18 protein-coding genes are annotated in these 18,650 nt (G+C 70.0%); 5 read left to right on the top strand and 13 right to left on the bottom strand.

Features of this window, described 5'->3' with window-relative positions:
• Positions 1-19: 19 nt before the first annotated feature.
• The 7 genes from HNR73_RS21845 to HNR73_RS21815 form a co-directional block, all read right to left on the bottom strand.
• Entirely contained in the window at positions 20-742 is a 723-nt protein-coding gene (locus tag HNR73_RS21845) for an RICIN domain-containing protein (RefSeq protein WP_203686047.1), read from the bottom strand.
• 408 nt (positions 743-1,150) lie between these two features.
• A complete protein-coding gene (locus tag HNR73_RS21840) occupies positions 1,151-1,753 on the bottom strand; it encodes an RICIN domain-containing protein (protein ID WP_184789425.1) in 603 nt (200 codons plus the stop codon).
• A 145-nt stretch (positions 1,754-1,898) separates the two neighbouring features.
• Positions 1,899-2,585 carry an RICIN domain-containing protein gene (locus HNR73_RS21835; protein ID WP_184789424.1) on the bottom strand — a complete coding sequence of 229 codons (687 nt, stop codon included), beginning with the start codon at positions 2,583-2,585 and terminating at the stop codon, positions 1,899-1,901.
• Between the two features lie 13 nt (positions 2,586-2,598).
• The gene (locus tag HNR73_RS21830; protein ID WP_184789423.1) at positions 2,599-3,297 is read right to left on the bottom strand and encodes an RICIN domain-containing protein; all 699 of its coding nucleotides are present in this window, start codon (positions 3,295-3,297) and stop codon (positions 2,599-2,601) included.
• Between the two features lie 40 nt (positions 3,298-3,337).
• Positions 3,338-3,679 carry a hypothetical protein gene (locus tag HNR73_RS21825; RefSeq protein ID WP_184789422.1) on the bottom strand — a complete coding sequence of 114 codons (342 nt, stop codon included), beginning with the start codon at positions 3,677-3,679 and terminating at the stop codon, positions 3,338-3,340.
• Positions 3,676-3,975 (bottom strand): WXG100 family type VII secretion target, encoded by a 300-nt coding sequence (locus HNR73_RS21820; protein WP_184789421.1) that lies wholly within the window; start codon positions 3,973-3,975, stop codon positions 3,676-3,678. The genes HNR73_RS21825 and HNR73_RS21820 overlap by 4 nt, the downstream gene beginning before the upstream one ends.
• Before the next feature lie 4 nt (positions 3,976-3,979).
• Entirely contained in the window at positions 3,980-4,315 is a 336-nt protein-coding gene (locus tag HNR73_RS21815; protein ID WP_184789420.1) for a hypothetical protein, read from the bottom strand.
• Positions 4,316-4,587: 272 nt separating this feature from the next.
• Between HNR73_RS21815 and HNR73_RS21810 the strand changes: the two genes are divergently transcribed.
• Positions 4,588-4,917 (top strand): hypothetical protein, encoded by a 330-nt coding sequence (locus HNR73_RS21810; protein ID WP_184789419.1) that lies wholly within the window; start codon positions 4,588-4,590, stop codon positions 4,915-4,917.
• A gap of 14 nt (positions 4,918-4,931) precedes the next feature.
• Positions 4,932-7,346, top strand: a complete 2,415-nt coding sequence (locus HNR73_RS21805; RefSeq protein WP_184789418.1) for a TPR repeat domain-containing protein — start codon at positions 4,932-4,934, stop codon at positions 7,344-7,346.
• A 58-nt stretch (positions 7,347-7,404) separates the two neighbouring features.
• Here the strand turns inward: HNR73_RS21805 and eccD are convergent, their stop codons facing one another.
• A complete protein-coding gene (eccD, locus tag HNR73_RS21800; RefSeq protein WP_184789417.1) occupies positions 7,405-8,745 on the bottom strand; it encodes a type VII secretion integral membrane protein EccD in 1,341 nt (446 codons plus the stop codon).
• Between the two features lie 128 nt (positions 8,746-8,873).
• Here eccD and eccCa point away from each other — a divergent pair, with 128 nt between their 5' ends.
• Entirely contained in the window at positions 8,874-12,875 is a 4,002-nt protein-coding gene (gene eccCa, locus HNR73_RS21795) for a type VII secretion protein EccCa (RefSeq protein ID WP_203686038.1), read from the top strand.
• A 132-nt stretch (positions 12,876-13,007) separates the two neighbouring features.
• Here the strand turns inward: eccCa and HNR73_RS21790 are convergent, their stop codons facing one another.
• Together HNR73_RS21790 and HNR73_RS21785 are read right to left on the bottom strand one after the other, a co-directional pair.
• Entirely contained in the window at positions 13,008-13,421 is a 414-nt protein-coding gene (locus HNR73_RS21790) for a nuclear transport factor 2 family protein (protein WP_184789415.1), read from the bottom strand.
• Positions 13,418-14,602 (bottom strand): MFS transporter, encoded by a 1,185-nt coding sequence (locus HNR73_RS21785; RefSeq protein ID WP_184789414.1) that lies wholly within the window; start codon positions 14,600-14,602, stop codon positions 13,418-13,420. Before HNR73_RS21785 ends, HNR73_RS21790 begins: the two co-directional genes overlap by 4 nt.
• A gap of 54 nt (positions 14,603-14,656) precedes the next feature.
• Here HNR73_RS21785 and HNR73_RS21780 point away from each other — a divergent pair, with 54 nt between their 5' ends.
• Positions 14,657-15,343, top strand: coding sequence for a TetR/AcrR family transcriptional regulator (locus HNR73_RS21780; protein WP_184789413.1), 687 nt, complete (start codon positions 14,657-14,659; stop codon positions 15,341-15,343).
• A 238-nt stretch (positions 15,344-15,581) separates the two neighbouring features.
• On the opposite strand, the gene mdh is transcribed toward HNR73_RS21780, so the two are convergent.
• Positions 15,582-16,532, bottom strand: coding sequence for a malate dehydrogenase (gene mdh, locus HNR73_RS21775; protein WP_184789412.1), 951 nt, complete (start codon positions 16,530-16,532; stop codon positions 15,582-15,584).
• A gap of 99 nt (positions 16,533-16,631) precedes the next feature.
• Positions 16,632-17,489 carry a bifunctional methylenetetrahydrofolate dehydrogenase/methenyltetrahydrofolate cyclohydrolase gene (locus tag HNR73_RS21770; RefSeq protein ID WP_184789411.1) on the bottom strand — a complete coding sequence of 286 codons (858 nt, stop codon included), beginning with the start codon at positions 17,487-17,489 and terminating at the stop codon, positions 16,632-16,634.
• A 62-nt stretch (positions 17,490-17,551) separates the two neighbouring features.
• On the opposite strand from HNR73_RS21770, the gene HNR73_RS21765 reads away from it, so the two are divergent.
• Entirely contained in the window at positions 17,552-18,376 is an 825-nt protein-coding gene (locus HNR73_RS21765) for an inositol monophosphatase family protein (protein ID WP_184789410.1), read from the top strand.
• 1 nt (position 18,377) lies between these two features.
• Here HNR73_RS21765 and HNR73_RS21760 read toward each other — a convergent pair whose 3' ends face one another.
• Positions 18,378-18,635, bottom strand: a complete 258-nt coding sequence (locus HNR73_RS21760; protein ID WP_184789409.1) for a UBP-type zinc finger domain-containing protein — start codon at positions 18,633-18,635, stop codon at positions 18,378-18,380.
• Positions 18,636-18,650 lie beyond the last annotated feature (15 nt).

Genomic DNA, 18,650 nt, shown 5'->3' with positions numbered 1-18,650 from the left:
ATGTCCTTCCGTTCTCTCGTCAGCTGAAGGCGAAACGCTGCGAGGCCGCGCCGGTCGAGCACGCCGCCCCGCCCACCTGGGCGCCTTCGGTGTTGCGGTACCAGGGGAAGTCCATGCAGGTCCCGTACGCGTTCGACTTGATCAGGTACCGGCCGCTCCCGGCGGGCACCAGCGTGAAGGTCTGCCGTGAGCCGCCGTCACAACCACGTGCGGCGAAGAGTTCCCCGTGGTCCTCGTCCGCCCCGACGCACGCCGACCAGTCCTCGGCGGCGAAGTACAGCGTGAAACGGACGGTGTCGTCATCGACTTTGGCCACCGTCAACGACGGCTTCGCCTGCGAGCAGGAATCCTGCACCAGCACCGTGCGGTCCGGATTGTTGATCTCCGGGCCGATCCCGAGACACAGACCCGTGTGCGCGGGCTTGATGTCATAGGTGCCACCCGACGGGAAGACCGGCTCGGACGCGGCCCCACCATCGTCACCGCCACCCGCATCGCCATCGTCGTCCGGCTTCGGTTCCCCCGTCGACTTCGACGGCGACGACGAAGGCTTCTTCGACGGTGACTTCGACGCAGAAGGACCCGACGCCGAAGGCGACGCCGACACCACCGGATCACTCGTCACCGGGAAATCCAGCGGATCGTCCAACGCCGCCCCCACACCGGACGGCGAGGCACCATCACCCCCGCCCGACAATAAGGTCGAACTCGCCACCGCCACGATCAACACCGCGACGACCACACCCACACCCACCCCGACCGCCCGGCCACTACCCGTCCTGCGTCTCGTACCGCGCAACGCCGAACGGATCCGCTCGGGCATCTGCGGTCCGCTCCTCCGCCACCGTCCGTCCACGATCACTCCCTGCTTGTTTTGCGGCGGCGAACGAAACCGCCTGAGAGGTAGGGGATCGGGCTCGGCCTCGCCGCGGTGCCGGGTTCCCGATCTGGATGAATGAAGTTGGGTGGGAGTGGTCTCGGTGAGGGAGGCCGGTCCCGATCTGGGTGGGTGAAGTCATGTGGGCGGGAGCGGCCGTTGTGGTCGGGGCCGGTTCCCGGGGGCCGGTGAGTGGAGAGGTGTGGGGCTGGCCTCGTGAGCGAGGCCGGTTCCCGGTCGTGGTGGTTGAAGGTGTGTGGGGCCTGCTCTTGTCTAGACCTTGTCGAAACGGAACTGCTGTGAAGCCGAATCCGGGTTGCACGTGGCCGCCGCGAACAGGGTCTTGGCCGCCGCCAGGCCCTCCCACGCGTCCATGCACAAGCCGCCCGGCGACTTGATCCGGTACACGCCGTCGGCCACCGGATCCAAGGTGAAATCGTGCAGCAGCTCGTCCTCGCAGGGCTTCGGTCCATAGAGGTAGCCCGGCTCGTCGCCGTCGAGGGTCAGGCAGGCGATCCAGTCCTCCGCCGGATAGTGCAACTTCACGCGATAGACGCCCTTGTCGGGCATCTGCTCGATCGTCATCTTCGGCTTCGTCTTCCCACACGCCATCTGCATCAACGCGTGCCGGTCCTTGCCCGGTTGCTCGTCGACCCCCCAGCAGTAACCCGAATGCAGCACCTGCACGTGGTACTCGCCATCGGCGGGGAAAGTCGTGCTGGGTGGGCCCTCCACGGCGTCCGAACCATCCGGGGCCGGTTCGCCCGACGTGCTCGCCGAATCCTGCGGGGCCGACGGGTTCCCTTTCGCCTCAGGGTCGCCCGAGCCGGAGTTGGCCACCGCGACCACGATCGTGATGATCAGGACGGCGACCACCACACCCGCCGCGATCGCGACCGTGCGGGCACTGCCCGCCCCCGATCGCGTCTTCGCCAACACGCGACTGACGTGGGCCGGGGCGTCTTGGCCCTCCGGCTTCCACTGGCCTTTCATCTGGTCACCACCGCGGAATCGTTTGTCGTCAACCGGAAATGAACTGGAACTGCTGGGATGGCACGCCCTCGGCGCAGGGTTCGGTGTCGAATTGGGTACCGGCCGCGATGCTCCGCTCGATCACGTCGACGCACATCTCCCCGGCCGGGATCTCGATCTGGAAGCGGTCCCCGCCGACGGGCCTGAGCTGGAACACCTGCCACGGCACGTCATCACAAGCCCAGGCCGCGAACAGCAGACCCGCCTCGGTGCCCGGCTCGTCCACGGCGAGGCACTCCTTGCCGGGATAGTCGGGCTCGGCAAGCTTCAAGCGGAACCGTCCCTTGTCGACCTTCTCCAAGAGCACGTTCGCCTTCCCCGCGCACGCCGACTGCACCAGCACGACACGGTCGGGGTTGCCCGGCTCCGGGCCGGTCGTCATGCACAACTCGCTGTGGGCGGCCTTCACCTCGTATCCGCCCTCGGCGGGGAAGTCCTGTTGCGGCGCCTGGCTCTCACCCGACGAAGGCGCCTCCGACGGGGAAGCGGCCGCCGGGTCGGCGTCACCGGAACCGGAGTTGACCACCGCGATCACCACCGTGACCACGAGGACAAGGACGACGACGCTCGCCGCGATCGCCACGGTCCTGGAACTGCCCGCACCGGTGCGCGTCTTCGTCCACATGCGACCGATGCGCGCCGGGGCGTCGTCCTCGGGCTTCCACCGGCCGTTCACCGCGCGACTCCCATCAGACCGGCAGGATCTCGAAGCGCTGGGAACCCTGCCCCTTGTCGCACTTCGTCGTTTCGAAGGGAGCGCCACGAACCGCGCTGCGCTCTTTGACGCCCAGGCAGAGCCCGCCCACGGGCACGCCGATCTGGTAGAACCCGTCCGGCAGGGCCTTGAGCTTGAAGGAGAGCAGTGCGGAGGTCTTGCACTCGGTGGGGACGAAGACCGCGCCGGGCTGGGTTCCGGGCGCTTCGACGCCGACGCAGGTCTCCCAGCCGCGGTCGGCGAACTTCCATACGATCGTGAAGGTGCCGTCCTTGATCTCGGTGAGCTCCAGGTCCGGCCAGGCCTCCTCGCAAGGCTGCTGCACCATGATGGTGCGCTGCTCCTCGCCGCGTTCGGGACCGGTGCCCAGGCACATCGAGCTGTGCTCGACGCGGATCTGGTAGAGACCGTCGACCGGATACAGCGGCTGCTCGGCGGCCTTGTCGTCGGCCGGCTGCGAGTACTGCGTCGTCGTATCGGGAGGCGTCTGCGCGCCCGCTCCCTCGGCCTCGAACATGTCGGTGGCGTAGGCGACGATCGCGCCGGCCAGTACGAGGGTGAGGACGCCGGCGACCACCATGGTCACCCGGCGCGCGCCGTTCCGTTTGCGCACGTGGGCCTTGGGCACACCGCGTTCCAGCACGCCTTCGGTCACGGGAGGGCCGCCGTTCATCGACGCGCCTCCGGTGAGCCGAGCCGGACCCGTCGATCGTTCATGAGCTTTCCACCACCGCCGGCTGCTGCCTTTGCTGTTCTTCTTGCGTGATCTGCTGCTGTCGTTTGAAGGCGCCGGTCACCGCGACCGCGGCCACGATCACCGCGACCAGGATGATCCCGGCCAAGGCCGCCGGCCACAGCGCCTGCCGCTGCCGCCAGCTCCGTGACGATCCATAGAGGACGGCGGCCCGCAGCTGGCGGCGCCGGAGCGCCGCGGCCTGCAGGATGTAGCGCTCCGAGTTGCCGGTGCGCCGCATGGTGAGCGACACGTCCCCGGTCTCGAGCCGCCCGTCCTGAGGGGCGGGCGGCTCGGGAGGCGAGGCTGTCGGCAGGGTCATGCCGAGAAGGTGCGGACCAGGTTGGCGCCGAGGGTGCTGATCTCCGTCGAGGCGTCGTCGGTCGCCGACTTCATCCGGTTGAGCGCGTCCTGCATCATGTTGAACTCGGTGCCGTACTTGTCCATGAGGGACTTGTGGTCGACCTGACCGGCACCGTCCCACAGACCGAGGACCGTGGCGACGTTGGTCTTGACCTGTTCCATGATGCCGTTGAACTTGCCGTGGTGCGTGGCCTGATCGGTCGCCAGGCCGGCGATCTTCGTGGCGTCGCCGCCGATCTCGAACATTCCGGGCATCGGACTACCTTCCGCCGAGGCTGGGGATGGACTTGCCGACCGAGCCGAGGGTGCTCTCGATGTTGGTGTCGGCCTGGATGGTGAAGTTGTTACCTTCGCCGAGCGCGACGGCCTTGTCGCCGAGCTTCCGGCGCAGCTCCTGGTATCCGATGATGAACTGGTTCATCGCCGACTGGAACTGGACCTGGGCGTTGCCCCACAGCGAGTCCTTGACCTTCTCCATGTCGGCGAGAAAGGTCTGCACCTGAGTGTGGATGTTCTCCGTCTCGATGCCCTGGTTGTTGCTGGACTCACTGAAAGCTGTGGCCTTGGTCAGACCGAGCATCTGGTCGCCTGGCATGGCGTCCTCCTGGTTCGAGATGTTCAAGGGCCGTGGTCGGTCCATCGTAGGGGCTGCCGAGGGCACATGGGAGTGTCCAATGTGAACAAGTTTTGACCGGCCCCGGGTGGATCGGGACGAAGTGGATCACCCGGATGGGCGCGCTCCCACGGATTCAGCTCTCGTTAACCCACGCGAAACCCGCCGGACGCTGCGAGACCTTTCCGACGTGGGGTCATGACCGATAAAGTCCGGGTGTCCTTCCCGGACTGTCCACTCTGGATGGAGGAATCATGGCAATCGTCGGAGTGAATCCGAACGACGCGGCCGCGTCGGGGACGCAGACCACCGGAATCGCGGGCGGCTTCAAGGGACTCGCCGAGGGCTTCCGCACCGCCGTGGGCGACGCCGCCGCCGCGGCGGGCAAGGATCCCGGCGTCACCGGCTGGGAGAAGGACTTCGGCGCCGACTGGGTCGGCGCGCTGACCGAGGTCGAGAAGCACGGCGTCGCCGTCGGCAACAACCACGTCTCCGGCGCCGGACAGGGGACCACGGCCGACACCGGCATCGGCAAGGGCTACCAGGGCATCAAGATCCCCGCGCTCGCCGCCATCAACCGCTGATCGAGGAGTCCGTCATGGCCGTCTCCGCCCTCATCCTCCCCGACACCGACGCCGAACCCGGCAAGCTCACCACCGCCTCCGGTCAGTTCGAGGACCTCGGTGGCCGGATCACCGGCACCGGCGGCTCCCTGCACGCTGAGATCCGCAAGGGCGCCACCACCTTCTCCGACCTCATCGCCGACCCGATCCGTGATCTCGCCGAGAAGAACAAGTCCTCCTGGCAGAAGGCCGTCCAGGGTTCGACCTGGGGCGCGGCCGTGACGGCCGCCTGGAGTGAGAACGTCACCGAGTTCCGCACCCGCCGCCAGGAGATCCTCGACCGCTGGACGGCCGCGGCCGCCGCCGACTTCGGCGTCACCATGGACGTCACGCAGCCCGGCATGGCCGAGGCCAAGGCCGCCGAACGCTTCAACGCCGAGGTCGACGAGAAGGGCGCCGCCGTCAAAGGCGAGTTGATGCGCGAGTTCCAGCGCGTCTGGAACAAGCTGGAAGAGGACGCGGGCGAACGCACCACCGAGCTGAAGGCCGGTCCCACCAAGGCGACGCTGGCGACCCTCGTGGACACCGGCGCGCTCGGCTGGGCCGGTTTCAATCTGTGGGGCGCGAAGTCGCCGACCCCGCTCGACGGCGCTGCCGGCAAGGCCCTCGCCGACAAGATCAATGCCGCGCTGAAGCGCGGTGAGGCGCCCAGTGCCGCCGACATGGCGAACTTCAACGCGCTCCTTGCGCACGCGGCCTACCTGCAGAAGAACGGCGGAACGCTCAGTGCCGGCGAGCGCGCGTTCCTGAGCAGTCTGTTCTCGGGGCTGGACCGCAAGGACATGAACAAGAACTTCTCCAATCTCATCACTCCCGGGTGGCTGGACGCCATCAAGGACAAGGCGGCCGCCGACGGCCTGCGGGCCGCGCTCGGCAACGGGCTGCTGGCGCTGTCGGACGAGCGTCTCGGCGGCGGCTACGACCAGTTGCCCGAGGGTGTGCGCGAGATCCTCGACGCCGAGCAGCGCGAGGGGATGAACAAGGGCGACTGGGGTCTGGGGTTGTCGGGCCTGGCGGGCCTGCTCGCCGCGACCGGTGGCAAGTACGCCGCCGTGAAGCTCCAGGGCGGTGCGGAGTTCTCGGCGTTGACGACGATCCGGATCACCCAGAACCTCACCGACATCAACATCGCCAGGGACGAGAAGCTCGCGCTGGGCGCCCTGGAGGCCGCGTTCCGCAACCCCCGGGGCGCCGGCGACATCCTGACCGGGAAGTACGACGACATCACCGGTTACGGCAAGGACACCAATGAGTGGATGATGCGCGAGCTGTGGGGCCGCAAGTGGCCCGATGACGGCAAGACCGTCGCGGGCCTCATCGACTGGATCCCCGGCGCGCTCGACTCCAAGGACCCCGGGCTGAGCGAGCTGGCGGCCAAGTCGGCCTTCGAGGTCTACACGACCACCACGAACGTGGAGAAGACCCGGTGGGACGAGTCGGCCTTCCAGTGGATGACCGACGGGTTCGGTCGCGTCGGCTCGGACCCGGCGGCTCCGTTGGCGTCGCGCAATCCCTTCGTCACCGGTGCCATCGGCGATCTCATCGGCCACGATCTGGACGATGTCTTCGGTGACGCCAAGGACGGCGTCGAGACCAGGCTCGACGGTGGGAAGATCAGCCTTGACTGGGAGACCAGGGAGAGGTTGTTCGAGATCGCGATGGCGGACAAGGGAACCGCCGACCGTCTCGGTAAGGCGATCTACGCCGACATCATCAAGGAGGCCGGCGGCATCGAGAACTGGTCGCCGGGCGAGGGCCAGGGCTTCGGTTCGAAGAACGGCACGCTGGCCAACCTCCTCGACGCGGGTCTGGCGCGTCTCCAGGCCGACACCGGCGACGGGCTCAACGACGCCACGGACGCGGCGAAGGCGGCCAAGGACGAGCAGCGGGTGGTGCGCTGGGCGAACATGGGCGCCGCGGTCCTGAAGGAGGCGGTGCTGGCGATTCCGGGTGTCGACAAGGCCGGCGACATGACGAAGCTCGGTACGAAGGTCTTCTTCGAGTTGGCCAAGACCGCGCCGGGCAGTGCGCACACCGAGGGCTGGTGGAACCTCCGTGAGACGGGGACCGGCATCTCCGGTGAGAAGGCGGTTCCCGGCTTCGCCAGTCTCAACGGGCAGGTCTACCGCTCGGTCCTGGAGGGCTCGGGCGCCGGCTACGGCGACATCGAGAAGCACTTCAACGCCCTGGACGAGAGGCTGCGCGGCGATCTGCGGATGGACGACCTGATCCAGCGCGACGGAACCCTGCGCGAGTGGTCGGAGATCGATCCGGAGCGGCGGCGCGCGGCGTCGGCGATCTACTACGACACCATGACCGACCGGGAGCGGGCCGTCGTCGACCAGTACCTCGAAACGTTCCGGGGTGAGCGCGACGAGGGCAACAAGTAGCCGTACATCGCACGGGCCCGGCCGCCGAAGCGGCCGGGCCCGTGCGTGCGCGTCGTGGTCAGTTCGACATGGCCGCGACCATGTCGTAGATGCCGACGACCTTGCCCGCGATGGCGACCAGCGCGCTGACCAGGACGATCTCGGCGACGCCGACGATCCGCCGGGTGCGGGCACTGCCCACTGTGGACCGCGGGATCGTCGTCGTGCCGGCGTAGCCGAGCGCGACGAGGACGGCGACGGCGGGCAGCCAGGGGCTCATTGCGGTGACCTGGTTGAGCCAGATCCAGGCGGCGAAGCCGACGGCGGCGGTGCCGGCGATCCGCAGCGGTGCCACGTGCCGGATCTGGTCGAAGACACGGGATCGGGTCAGCAGCGCCACCGCCGAGCCGACGGCGAGCCAGCCCTCGAAGACGCCGCCGTCGATGGTCAGCACGATCGAGGTGAGCGCGACGGAGAAGGACAGCGCGATCAGTCCGCCGCACAGCATCGCGTCGATGCGTTCGAGGCGCAGCCGCAGGTCCTCGGTGGTGGCCGACTCGCCGGCCTGGATGCGGCGGTCCATGCCGAACAGACCGCCGGTGGTCATCGAGACCCGGGGCATGATGCCGAGGGTGAACAGCGCCGCCAGCAGGACGCCCGCGGCGGTCGGCGCGAGTGGCGCGCCCATCGCGAGTGCCGCCGCCCCGATGGATCCGAGCAGCGTCACCCCGCCGAGCGCGGTGACGTAGGGGAGCGCCAGGGGAGTGCCGATGAGGCACAGGACGGTGACGAGCAGCGCCGCCGAGGCGCCGTAGGTGTGCCGGGTCGCCTCACCGGCCATGCCGTCGCCGACGACCCCGGCGGTCGCCAGGTGCGCCACGCGCCAGGCCCACAGGGCCCCGCCGATGATCGCGAGCCTTGCCAGGGAATGGTTCTCGGCCGCCGACCACCAGGTGACCACCACCGACAGCAGGCAGATCAGCACACCGGTCAGGATCACCGCGGTGGCGCTGCCGCCGAGGAAGGCCGCCGCACCGACGACGAGCGCGGCCAGCGCGGTGGCGTAGACGCGGCCGGTACCGGCCTGCCAGGCCCTGCCGCCGCCGTCGACGTGATCCTCGATGGCGTCGCGGATGTCCTCGACGGGCGTCGGGATGATCTGGTCGGTGGCGTCGTGGAGGTGCAGGACCTCGCCGTCGCCGACCTCGGCCTCGGCGAGGGTGCGGCCCGGCGCGATCCGGTAGCCCTCCACCGTGGTCAGCGTCCAGCCGGCCGGGTTGACCTCGGTCGGCTCGGTGCGCAGCAGCCCGGGCCGCAGCAACTGCGGCAGCAGTTCGGCCAGCGGCACATTGGTCGGCAACGCGATGTCCCTTGTGGACTGCGGTCCCACCACGGTCACCGCACTGTACTGACCTGGCAAGGAAATCTCCCTGTAGTTCAAGATTTGGCCACTGCAGCTTGCCAGGATCACGCCTGCTGCACAACGATACGCTTGGCCCCCGTTAACCGGGGATGTCCATTGAGGAGCATCTGCATGGGAGGAATCCGGTGAGCACGACGCTGGTGCGCAGGCCCGCCAGGCAACCGGTCCCGGAGGTCTCCACCACTCCGATCAAGCTGGCCGCGCCACCGCAGCTGCCCGAACCGGGCAGCGCCGCGATGAACATGGCGATGGTCATCATGCCCATGATGTCGGGCTCCGGCGCGCTCATGATGGCCCTGACCAACGCCAACCGGCCCCTCTACGCCGCCGCCGGGCTGCTCATGCTCGTCGCCAGCGTCGCCCTCGGCGTCGTCATGTGGATCTCGATGCGCAGCGGCCCCAAACGGAAGCTGCGCGACCAGCGCGAACGCTACCTCGACTACCTGGAGGACATGCGCGGCACGATCCGCAAGGCCGCGCGCGGACAGCGGGAGTCCCAGGCCCTGCGCCACCCGCACCCCGAGCTGCTCGCCGACATCGTCAGCGGCCCAGCCCGCCGCTGGGAACGGCGCGGCGCCGACCCCGAACTGCTCACCATCCGTTGTGGACTCGCACGCGTGCCACTGGCCCGGACCCTCACGCTGAACGTGGATCCCAACCCCCTCAACACATACGACCCCGTCTGCCAGAGCAGCGCCGAAGAGCTCGTCGACCACTACGCGACGATCGGCGGCCAGCCGCTGACCATCCCGCTGGGCCGCTACGGCAACGTCTCCGTCATCGGCGACTACGAGAACGGCCGCGCCGTCGCCCGCACGATGCTCACCCAGCTGACCACCCTCGTCTCACCCGATGACGCCCGCGTCGCCATCGTCAGGCACCGCACCCTCGCCGACCGCTGGCACTGGTCGCTCTTCCTCCCGCACGTCCTCGCCGAAGGCCCCGGCAGCGGACCCCTCCCGCGCCCGCTGCTGTGCGAGAGCACCGGCGAACTCGCCGAAGCGCTCGCCGAGGACATCCACCGCCGCAGCCAGGACTGGCGCCGCCGCCGCGGCGGCCCGCCCGGCCCGGGCACCCAGCACCTGGTCGTCATCGTCGACGGCGAACAGCAGGTCTCCATCGCCGGGCTGTGGGACGAGGACATCTCCCCGGCCGACCTCGGCATCCACATCGTCAGCATCATCGCCGAACAGCGGCAGGAGCCCGAACGCGTCGAGGCCCGCCTCCTCGTCACCGGCGACGGTGAGGTCACCGCGGCGCTCGACCTCCGGATCCCCGTGGAGACACCCCCGGGCGAGGAACCGAAGGAGCGCGAACCGCTGCTCGGGCTCATGGACAAGGTCGGGATCGCCGAGGCCGCCGGGATCGCGCGGGCCCTGAGCCCCTACCGGCTGGCCGAGGCCGAGAGCGGCGAGGCCCTGCACAGCGTGCACGGGCTCGCCGAGATCCTCGGCCTGTCGGACCCCGGAACCGTTGACGTCGAATACATGTGGAACTCACGCCGGGACGAGGACGCGCTGCGGGTGCCGATCGGCGTCGGACCCGACGGCGAGATCGTCGACCTGGACCTCAAGGAGTCCGCGCTCGGCGGCATGGGCCCGCACGGCCTGATCGTCGGCGCGACCGGTTCGGGAAAGTCGGAGGCGCTGCGGACGCTCGTGGCCGCCCTCGCCGTCCGGCACAACCCGGAACAGCTCGCGCTGCTCACCGTCGACTTCAAGGGCGGCGCGACCTTCGCCGACCTGGATCCCCTGCCGCACAACGCCGGCAGCATCACCAACCTCGCCGACGACCTCGCCCTCGTCGACCGTTTCCGCGAAGCCCTTTACGGTGAGATGCTGCGCCGCCAGCAACTCCTCAAGGACGTCGGGAACCTCCCGAACGTGCACGCCTACACGCGGCTGCGCAAGACCCGGCCGGAGCTGGATCCCCTGCCGCACCTGCTGGTCATCATCGACGAGTTCTCCGAGCTGCTGACCGCCAAACCCGACTTCGCCGAACTCTTCGTCGCCGTCGGCCGCATCGGCCGCTCCATCGGCGTCCACCTCCTGCTGGCCACGCAGCGACTCGAAGGCGGCGCGATCCGCGGCCTGGAATCGCACCTGTCGTACCGGATCGGCCTGCGGACCTTCTCCGAAGGCGAGAGCCGCGACGCGATCGGCGTCCCCGACGCCTACCGCCTGCCGCCCGAGCCGGGCTCCGGCTACCTGAAGGTGGACACCTCGGTGTTCACCCGTTTCAAGGCCGCCATGGTCTCCGGCGCCTACCAGCCGCCGCGCGAGGACAGCGAGGAGCGCCTGCCGGTACTGCCGTGGCCGCCGCCGGCCGCGCCCCTGATGGGCGTCTCCCAAGCGCTGGCGGCGATCGCGCCCGACGGCTCGTCCGGTCACGGCGGCCACGCCGCCCCCGAGGAGCGCACCGTCCTGCAGGTCCTCGTCGACCGGCTCTCCTCCACCGAGGCCGCACCCGTGCGGCCGGTCTGGCTGCCGCCGCTGCCGGACGCGATGACCCTCGACGCGGTCCCGGGCGCACTCGACCCCGTCACCGATCCCCTGAAGGTCACCGCGATCCTCGGTCTGCACGACGCCCCGCGCGACCAGCGGCAGAAGCCCCTCGAATGGGACCTGACCGGTTCCGACGCCAACCTCGCCGTCTACGGCGCCCCGGTCTCGGGCAAGTCGACGCTGATCCGCACCCTCATCTCCGGCCTCGCGCTGCGCTACGAACCCGGCCAGATCGCCTGCTACATCGTCGACTACGGCGGCGGCGCGCTCGCGCCCCTCGCCGCGCTGCCGCACGTCGCGGCCGTCGCGGGCCGCTCCGAGCCGGAACTGATGCGTCGCGTGATCGCCGATGTGAAGGCGCAGCTGGACATCCGCGAAGCCGCCATGCAGCGATACGGCCTCGACTCCCCGGCCCGCCTGCGCAAGGCGCGCGCGGCCGGTGAGATCCCGCCGGAGATCGCCGGCGACGTCGTGTTCGTCATCGACGGCTGGGGCGCGCTGCGCGAGGTGGACTTCGAACTCGAAGACCCGCTGATGGAGATCGTCGGCCGCGGCCCGGCCCTCGGCGTGCACACCGTGCTGACGGCGGTGAACTCGACGCAGATCCGCACCCGCCTGACGGCCTCGATCGGCGGCCGCGTCGAACTTCGCCTGTCCGACCCCTTCGACTCCGGCATCGACCGCAAGCTCGCCGAGGCGCTCCCGAAGGAGGTCCCCGGCCGTCTACTGTGGTCGGACGAGCAGTACGGCCACGTCGCGCTGCCGCGCATCGACGGCGTCACCGAATCCGAGGACCTCCCGGCCGCGATCGCCCAGCTGGCCAGGGAAGTCAGCGGGCGCTGGCCGCAGCCACCGGTCCCACAGGTGCGCGTCCTGCCCTCGCACGTCGAGATCGGCGAGCTCGTGCCGAGCTACGTCGCCGACGACGCCGAGGACCCCTTCGGGATGCTGCCGGTCGTCGGACTGTCCGAAAGGGATCTCGGCCCGGCGCGCATCGACTTCGACGTCGACCCGCACCTGGTCGTCTACGGGGATCCGCAGACCGGCAAGTCGACGCTGCTGCGGACGATCATCGGCCAGGTGATCCGCCGGCCCGTCGGCGACGTCGGCGTCATGATGGTCGACTTCCGTCGCACGCACCTCGAAGAGGTGCCGCCCGAGTACGAGCTGACCTACTGCACCTCGGCGGCGCACACGGCGCAGAACGCGCAGGAGCTCGCCAACGGGCTGCGCGCCCGCCTCCCGGGGCCGGACGTGACGCCGAAGCAGCTGCGGGATCGTTCGTGGTGGAAGGGATATGAGGTCTTCCTGATCGTCGACGACTACGACCTGGTCGCCTCGGCGAACGGGAACCCGCTGGCGCCGCTGATCGAGTTCATCCCGCAGGGGCGCGACCTCGGGTTCCACGTGATCGTGGCGCGCCGGACCGGTGGTGCCTCGCGGGCGCTGTACGAGCCGTTCCTGCAGACGCTGTCGGACATGTCGCCGCCGACCATGATGTTCTCCGGCGACCGGATGGAAGGGCGGCTGGCCAATGGTGTCGCGCCGCAGCGGCTGCCGGTCGGGCGCGCGCTGATGACCCGGCGCGGTGAGCCGCCGGAGCCGGTGCAGGTGGCGACGTAGGGCGTTGGCCGGGCCGGGATCGACATCTTTCGGCCTGCGCGGAGTTGACACTCTGGGTTCGAACGTCCCCGTTCGCGGAGAACGCGGCACCCCCGGTGACACCTGGCCGGGGGTGCCGCGCTCGTCTGGGGGTCAGACTCCGGGTTCGCCGTCTCCGCCGAAGGCGAGGTGGATCGCGTAGGAGTCCTCGTGCATGTGGTACCTGGTGACGCGGCCGCCGGTCACCGTCAGGCGCAGGGCGAACGTCGAGTCGAAGTTCTTTCCGGTCTCGTTGACCAGGTAGCGGAAGTCGCCGAGGACGACGGCCTCGTCGCCGTCGACGACGATCGTCTCGATCTCGAAGCGTTCGGGCGTGCAGAGGTTGTGGATCAGGTTGAAGAACTCGGCGACCTGGATGTGGCTGCTTCGCCTGCCCAGCCACGGAACGAGCGGCGATCCGTGCACGGCCATGTCGATCGGGTCGGCGCAGAGGCCGAGCACCCCGTCGATGTCCCCTTTTCCGAGGCCGGCGAGGAAGGTCTCGACGGTCTGGCGCGTGTCGCTCATGGGTGTTCCCTTCGGATGTGGTTGCGATGGGCGGAAAACGCGGCCGACGCCCCGAGGGCGGTGACGGCGGCGGCGACGAGGATCGAGGTGGTCCGTCCGTCGAGAGTGGACGCGACCGGTCCGGCGACGCTCGCGCCGGTGAGCAGGCAGGCGTTGAAGATCCCGGCCCCGAAGGCGCGGGCGGGTCCCGATTCGGTGCCGACGGCCTCGGCGAGACTCGGCGCGGAGGTCGCGACGGCGAGCGTGAGGACGAACAGCAGCGCGGCCAGCACGACGGTCGGTGCGGTGACGAAGGCGAGGATCGCGGTCACGACGGCGACCACGGCCAGCCCGATCGCCGCGCGCCTCGTCGGTGTCATCCGCGACCGTCCGATGAGGAACGGCACGACCACTACCGCCGGAACGGCGCTCAGACGCAGCCAGGGCAGCGATCCGGGATCGACGTCGCCGGAGAGCTGGAGTCCGGTGTAGACGGTCACGAAGCCGACGAGCAGCGTGAAGGCCGCCGCGTACAGTCCGGTCAGTCGTCCGGTGACCTTCAAGCGCGCGGGCGCCGAGTCCTTGGTGCGCACCGGATCCGGCCGCAAGACGAGCCGGACCGCGACCGCGGCGGCGAGCATGAGCGCGGCCCCGCCGAGGAAAGCGGTCCGCCAGTCGGTCACGGCGACCACGCCCTGTCCGGCGAGCTGGGCGAGTCCGCCCGCCGCCAGGAAGCCGCCGGTCAGGCAGGAGAACACCAGTCCCTTGCGCGCCATGGGAACCGTCGCGCCGATGTAGGCGAAAGCGGCGGGCGGGAAGGCGCCGACGGCGAAGCCCTGGACCCCGCGCAGGACATAGGCGCCGGTCAGGTCGCCGGCGAACGTGACGGCCGCGGTCGCCAGGGCGGCGGCGAGCAGGCCGTAGGTCATGACCCGCCGGGCGCCGAGCCGGTCGACGAGGAGACCGAAGACGAGGACGCCGGTGGCGTAGCCGAGGCCGAAGGTGGTCAGCGCGCTCAGGGCGGCGGCGGGCGTGGCCTGCCAGTCGGCGGCGACGGCGGGGACGAGCGGGATGCCGAGGTAGAGCTGGCCGGTCGCGAGGAGGGCCGTCGGCGCGAGGACGAGGATCGTGGGGAGGAGGCGGGTGGCGGCCGGGACGGCCCGCGCGGTCCGGGCCGGTCGGTGGAGGGTGGCCGTTGTCATGTGCACACGCTAACCAACCAACTAGTTGGTTGGCAACCGGCTAAGCTGTCATGCATGTCACGCAACCCCGAAGCGACGCGCGGGCGACTCCTCGACGCCGCCCGCCGCGAGTTCGCCGCGCACGGTCTCGCCGGCGCACGGGTCGACCGGATCGCGCGCGAGGCCGGGGCCAACAAGGAGCGGATCTACGCGTACTTCGGGAGCAAGGAGAAGTTGTACGACATCGTGCTGGAGATGGCGCTCCAGCAGATCCGCGCGGCGACGCCGCTGGAGATCGCCGAGGGCGAGAACGTCGGCGACTTCGTCCGCCGCGTCTTCGAGTTCCACCGCCGCGACCCCAGCCTCATGCGCATCTTCATGTGGGAGTCACTGGAGATGGGCAACCGCGACCTCGTCGCCGACGCCGAACGCCGCGCCTTCTACCGCGCGCGCATCGAGGACATGGCCGCGCAGCTGGGACTCACCGACATGGGCGAGGCGCAGCGGCTGTTCCTGACGCTGGTGGCGATCGCGGGCTGGCCGACGGTGATGCCGAACCTCGCGCACCTCATGACCGACGGCGACACCGACGCGCCCGAGGGGATGGACGCGCTCCGCGAGTTCCTGACGCGCTTCGCCGTCGCGGGTGCGGAGGCCGTGGGGAAGGGCGGGGACGGCCGCGCGCAGGGGCGGCCCGCGGATCCGCGGGCGGGAGCCGCGGCGGATCCGGGACGGACGCGTGATGACAAAGCGGATGTTTAGGGCCATACGAGGATGTTCGCACCCAGGGTGTTAACTCCGCGTAAGTCGAAAGGCGTCGATGTGAGTGGGGGAGTTCGGCTCCGAGCCGCGTCCGGGAAGCGGCCGGTCCGGAAGTCGAGCAGTCCGACGACCACGAAAAACGTCCGGCCGGAAATCCCGGCCGGACGTCTGCCGAACCACCACCGGCCTCGCGACGACCGGTGAATCCCGCACCTCGGTGCGGGCGTTCCCTACCCGACTACATGCTCGCGACGTCAGCCTGCTTGGCGCGGACGGCCTCGGCGGCCTCCTTGAGCCCGGCGAGCTCGGTGTCGGTCAGCGAGGTCTCGACGACCTTGCGCACGCCCACGGCGCCCAGCTCGGCCTCGACGCCCAGGTAGACGCCTTCGATGCCGTACTCGCCGTCGACCCACGCACAGACCGGCATGACCGCGCCGGAGTCCTCGGCGACGGCCTTGGCCATGCGGGCCGCGGCGGCCGAGGGCGCGTAGTACGCCGAGCCGGTCTTGAGCAGTGCGACGACCTCGGCACCGCCGTTGCGCGTGCGCACGACGAGCTCCTCGATCTTCTCGGCCGACAGCACGTCCGACAGCGGCTTGCCGTCGACGGTGCACGCGGACGGCACGGGCACCATGGTGTCGCCGTGCGAGCCGAGGGTCAGGGTCTTGACCGCGGCGATCGGGACGCCGGCGGCCTCGGCCACGAAGTGGCTGAAGCGCGCGGTGTCGAGCATGCCCGCCTGCCCGAGGACGCGCTGCTTGGGCAGCTGCGAGGCGATCTGCGCCAGCGCGGTCATCTCGTCGAGCGGGTTGGTGACCACGATGATCACGGCGTTCGGCGCGTACTTCGCGACGTTCTCCGACACGGGGCGGACGATCCCGGCGTTCTTCTCCAGGAGGTCCATCCGGCTCATGCCCGGCTTACGCGGGAAACCGGCCGTGATGATGACGACGTCGGAGCCCTCGATGACCTCGTAGCCCGACCCGTCGGTGCCGACGGTCTTGCCGATGACCTGGGTCTCGAAGCCCTCGATCGGCCGCGACTGGTTCAGGTCCAGCGCCAGACCCTCCGGCTTGCCGTCGACTACGTCCACCAGCACGACGGTCTCGAAGACGTCGTACTCCGCCAGCCGCTGCGCCGTGGTGGAGCCGTAGAAACCGGCGCCGACGACGGTGACCTTCTTGCCCATTCTGGCTGCTCCTTTGAGTCCCTTGACAGGTCGTTAAGGCGAACCTACGCGCACGCCCGGCGCCCGAGCCCGTCGGGTAGGCGTGGGAGGTCGCGGATCTCACGCGAGCTGTTCGGCGCGCTCCACGACGTTCGTCAGCAGCATCGCGCGCGTCATCGGCCCGACCCCGCCGGGCATGGGCGCGAGGTGACCGGCGACGGCGGCGACCTCGGGTGCGACGTCGCCGAGGATCCTGGCCTTGCCGTCGGCCTGGACCTCGCGGGTCACGCCGACGTCGAGCACGGCGGCCCCGGGCCGGACCATGTCGGGCGTGAGCAGCCCGGCCTTGCCGGCGGCGACGACGATGATGTCGGCGCGGCGGGTGTGCTCGGCCAGGTCGCGCGTTCCGGTGTGGCAGAGGACGACGGTCGCGTTCTCGCTGCGACGGGTCAGCAGCAGCCCGAGCGGGCGCCCGACGGTGATGCCGCGCCCGATGACGACGACCTCGGCGCCGTTGAGGGGCACGTCGTAGCGGCGCAGCAGCTCGACGATCCCGCGCGGCGTGCACGGCAGCGCGCCCTGCTCGCCGAGCACGAGCCGGCCGAGGCTGACGGGGTGGAGGCCGTCGGCGTCCTTGTCGGGGTCGATGCGCTCCAGCACGGCCTGCTGGCTGATCCCGGCGGGCAGCGGCAGCTGAACGATGTAACCGTGAATGGCGTCGTCGGCGTTGAGCTCGTCGATGACCTCGGCGATCTGCGGGAAGGTCGCGTCGGCGGGCAGCTGCTTTTGCACCGAGTGGATCCCGACGGCCGCGCAGTCGCGGTGCTTGCTGGCCACGTACACCTTCGAGGCGGGGTCGTCGCCGACCAGAACGGTCGCCAGACCGGGCGTGACCCCCTTGGTGGCCAGGGCCTTGACCCGGATCGTCAGTTCGTCTTTGATGGCCGCGGCGGTGGCCTTACCGTCAAGGAGCTGCATGGCCGCATCCTCCCACAGCGCGCGTCCGACGCCGAAGAGTGACGACCCTAGAGTGGCAAGGCATGACCTATGCCGATGATCTCGCCATCGCCCGCCGCCTCGCCGATCTCGCCGACCCGATCTCCATGCGCTACTACGACGGCGAGGACCTCGGGACCGTGACCAAGCCCGACGGTTCGCCCGTGACGCTCGCCGACCGGGAGGTCGAGCGGGTCTTGCGCGACGAGCTGGCCTCCGTACGTCCCACCGACCTCGTCATCGGCGAGGAGTTCGGCACCGACGACGGTCCCGGTTCGCGCCACTGGATCATCGACCCGATCGACGGGACCTCGCACTTCATCGGCAAGAAGGACGCCTGGAGCACCCTCATCGGCCTGCAGGACGACGGCGTGGTCACCGTCGGTCTCGCCTCGGCGCCCGCCCTCGCGCGACGCTGGTGGGCGGCCGTCGGCGAAGGCGCCTGGACGGCCCCGAACGGGGGAGAGGCCAAGCGCCTCGGCGTGACCTCGACGGCGACGCTGGACAAGTCGGCGATCGCGATGTGGCCCGTCGCCCACCGCGTGTCCGCCGACCGCCGCCCGGTCGTCGACGCCCTGAGCGCGGCCGCCGCCGTCCTGCGCCCGACGCGTGAGGAGGGCGACTCGCTGCGGGAGGCGACCGGCAACGTGCACGGCGGCCTGATGGTCGCCGAGGGCCTGCTCGACGCCTACGTCCTGCTCGGCGGCGGGGCCTGGGACCACGCCGCCGTCGTGCCGATCGTCGAGGAGGCCGGCGGCCGTTTCAGCGACCTGTCGGGCGGGACCCGCGTCGACCTCCACGCCGGCCTGTACAGCAACGGTCACGTCCACGACGAGCTTCTGCGCCTGGTGACCGCGGCCCTCGGCTAGCTCAGCCGAGGACCTCGTCGACGTAGCACCAGCGCCACTCCTCGCCCGGCTCGGCCGAGCGCATGACCGGGTGGCCGGTCTCCTTGAAGTGGGCGGTGGCGTGCTGGGCCGAAGAGGAGTCGCAGCACGCCACGTTCCCGCATTCGAGGCACATCCGCAGGTGCACCCAGTCGTGCTGGCCCGCCTCGACGCAGCGGGCGCAGAACAGTTCCGCGGGCAGCGGCATGTCCCCGGCGTGGTCCAGGTGCGTGCAGTTCATGGATGCTCCTCGTGT

Origin of the sequence: Phytomonospora endophytica, from assembly GCF_014202425.1 — a bacterium.
Classification (GTDB): Bacteria; Actinomycetota; Actinomycetes; order Mycobacteriales; family Micromonosporaceae; genus Phytomonospora; species Phytomonospora endophytica.
Note: the sequence above shows the minus strand (reverse complement) of the source record. Positions and strands in the feature narration are given on the sequence as shown.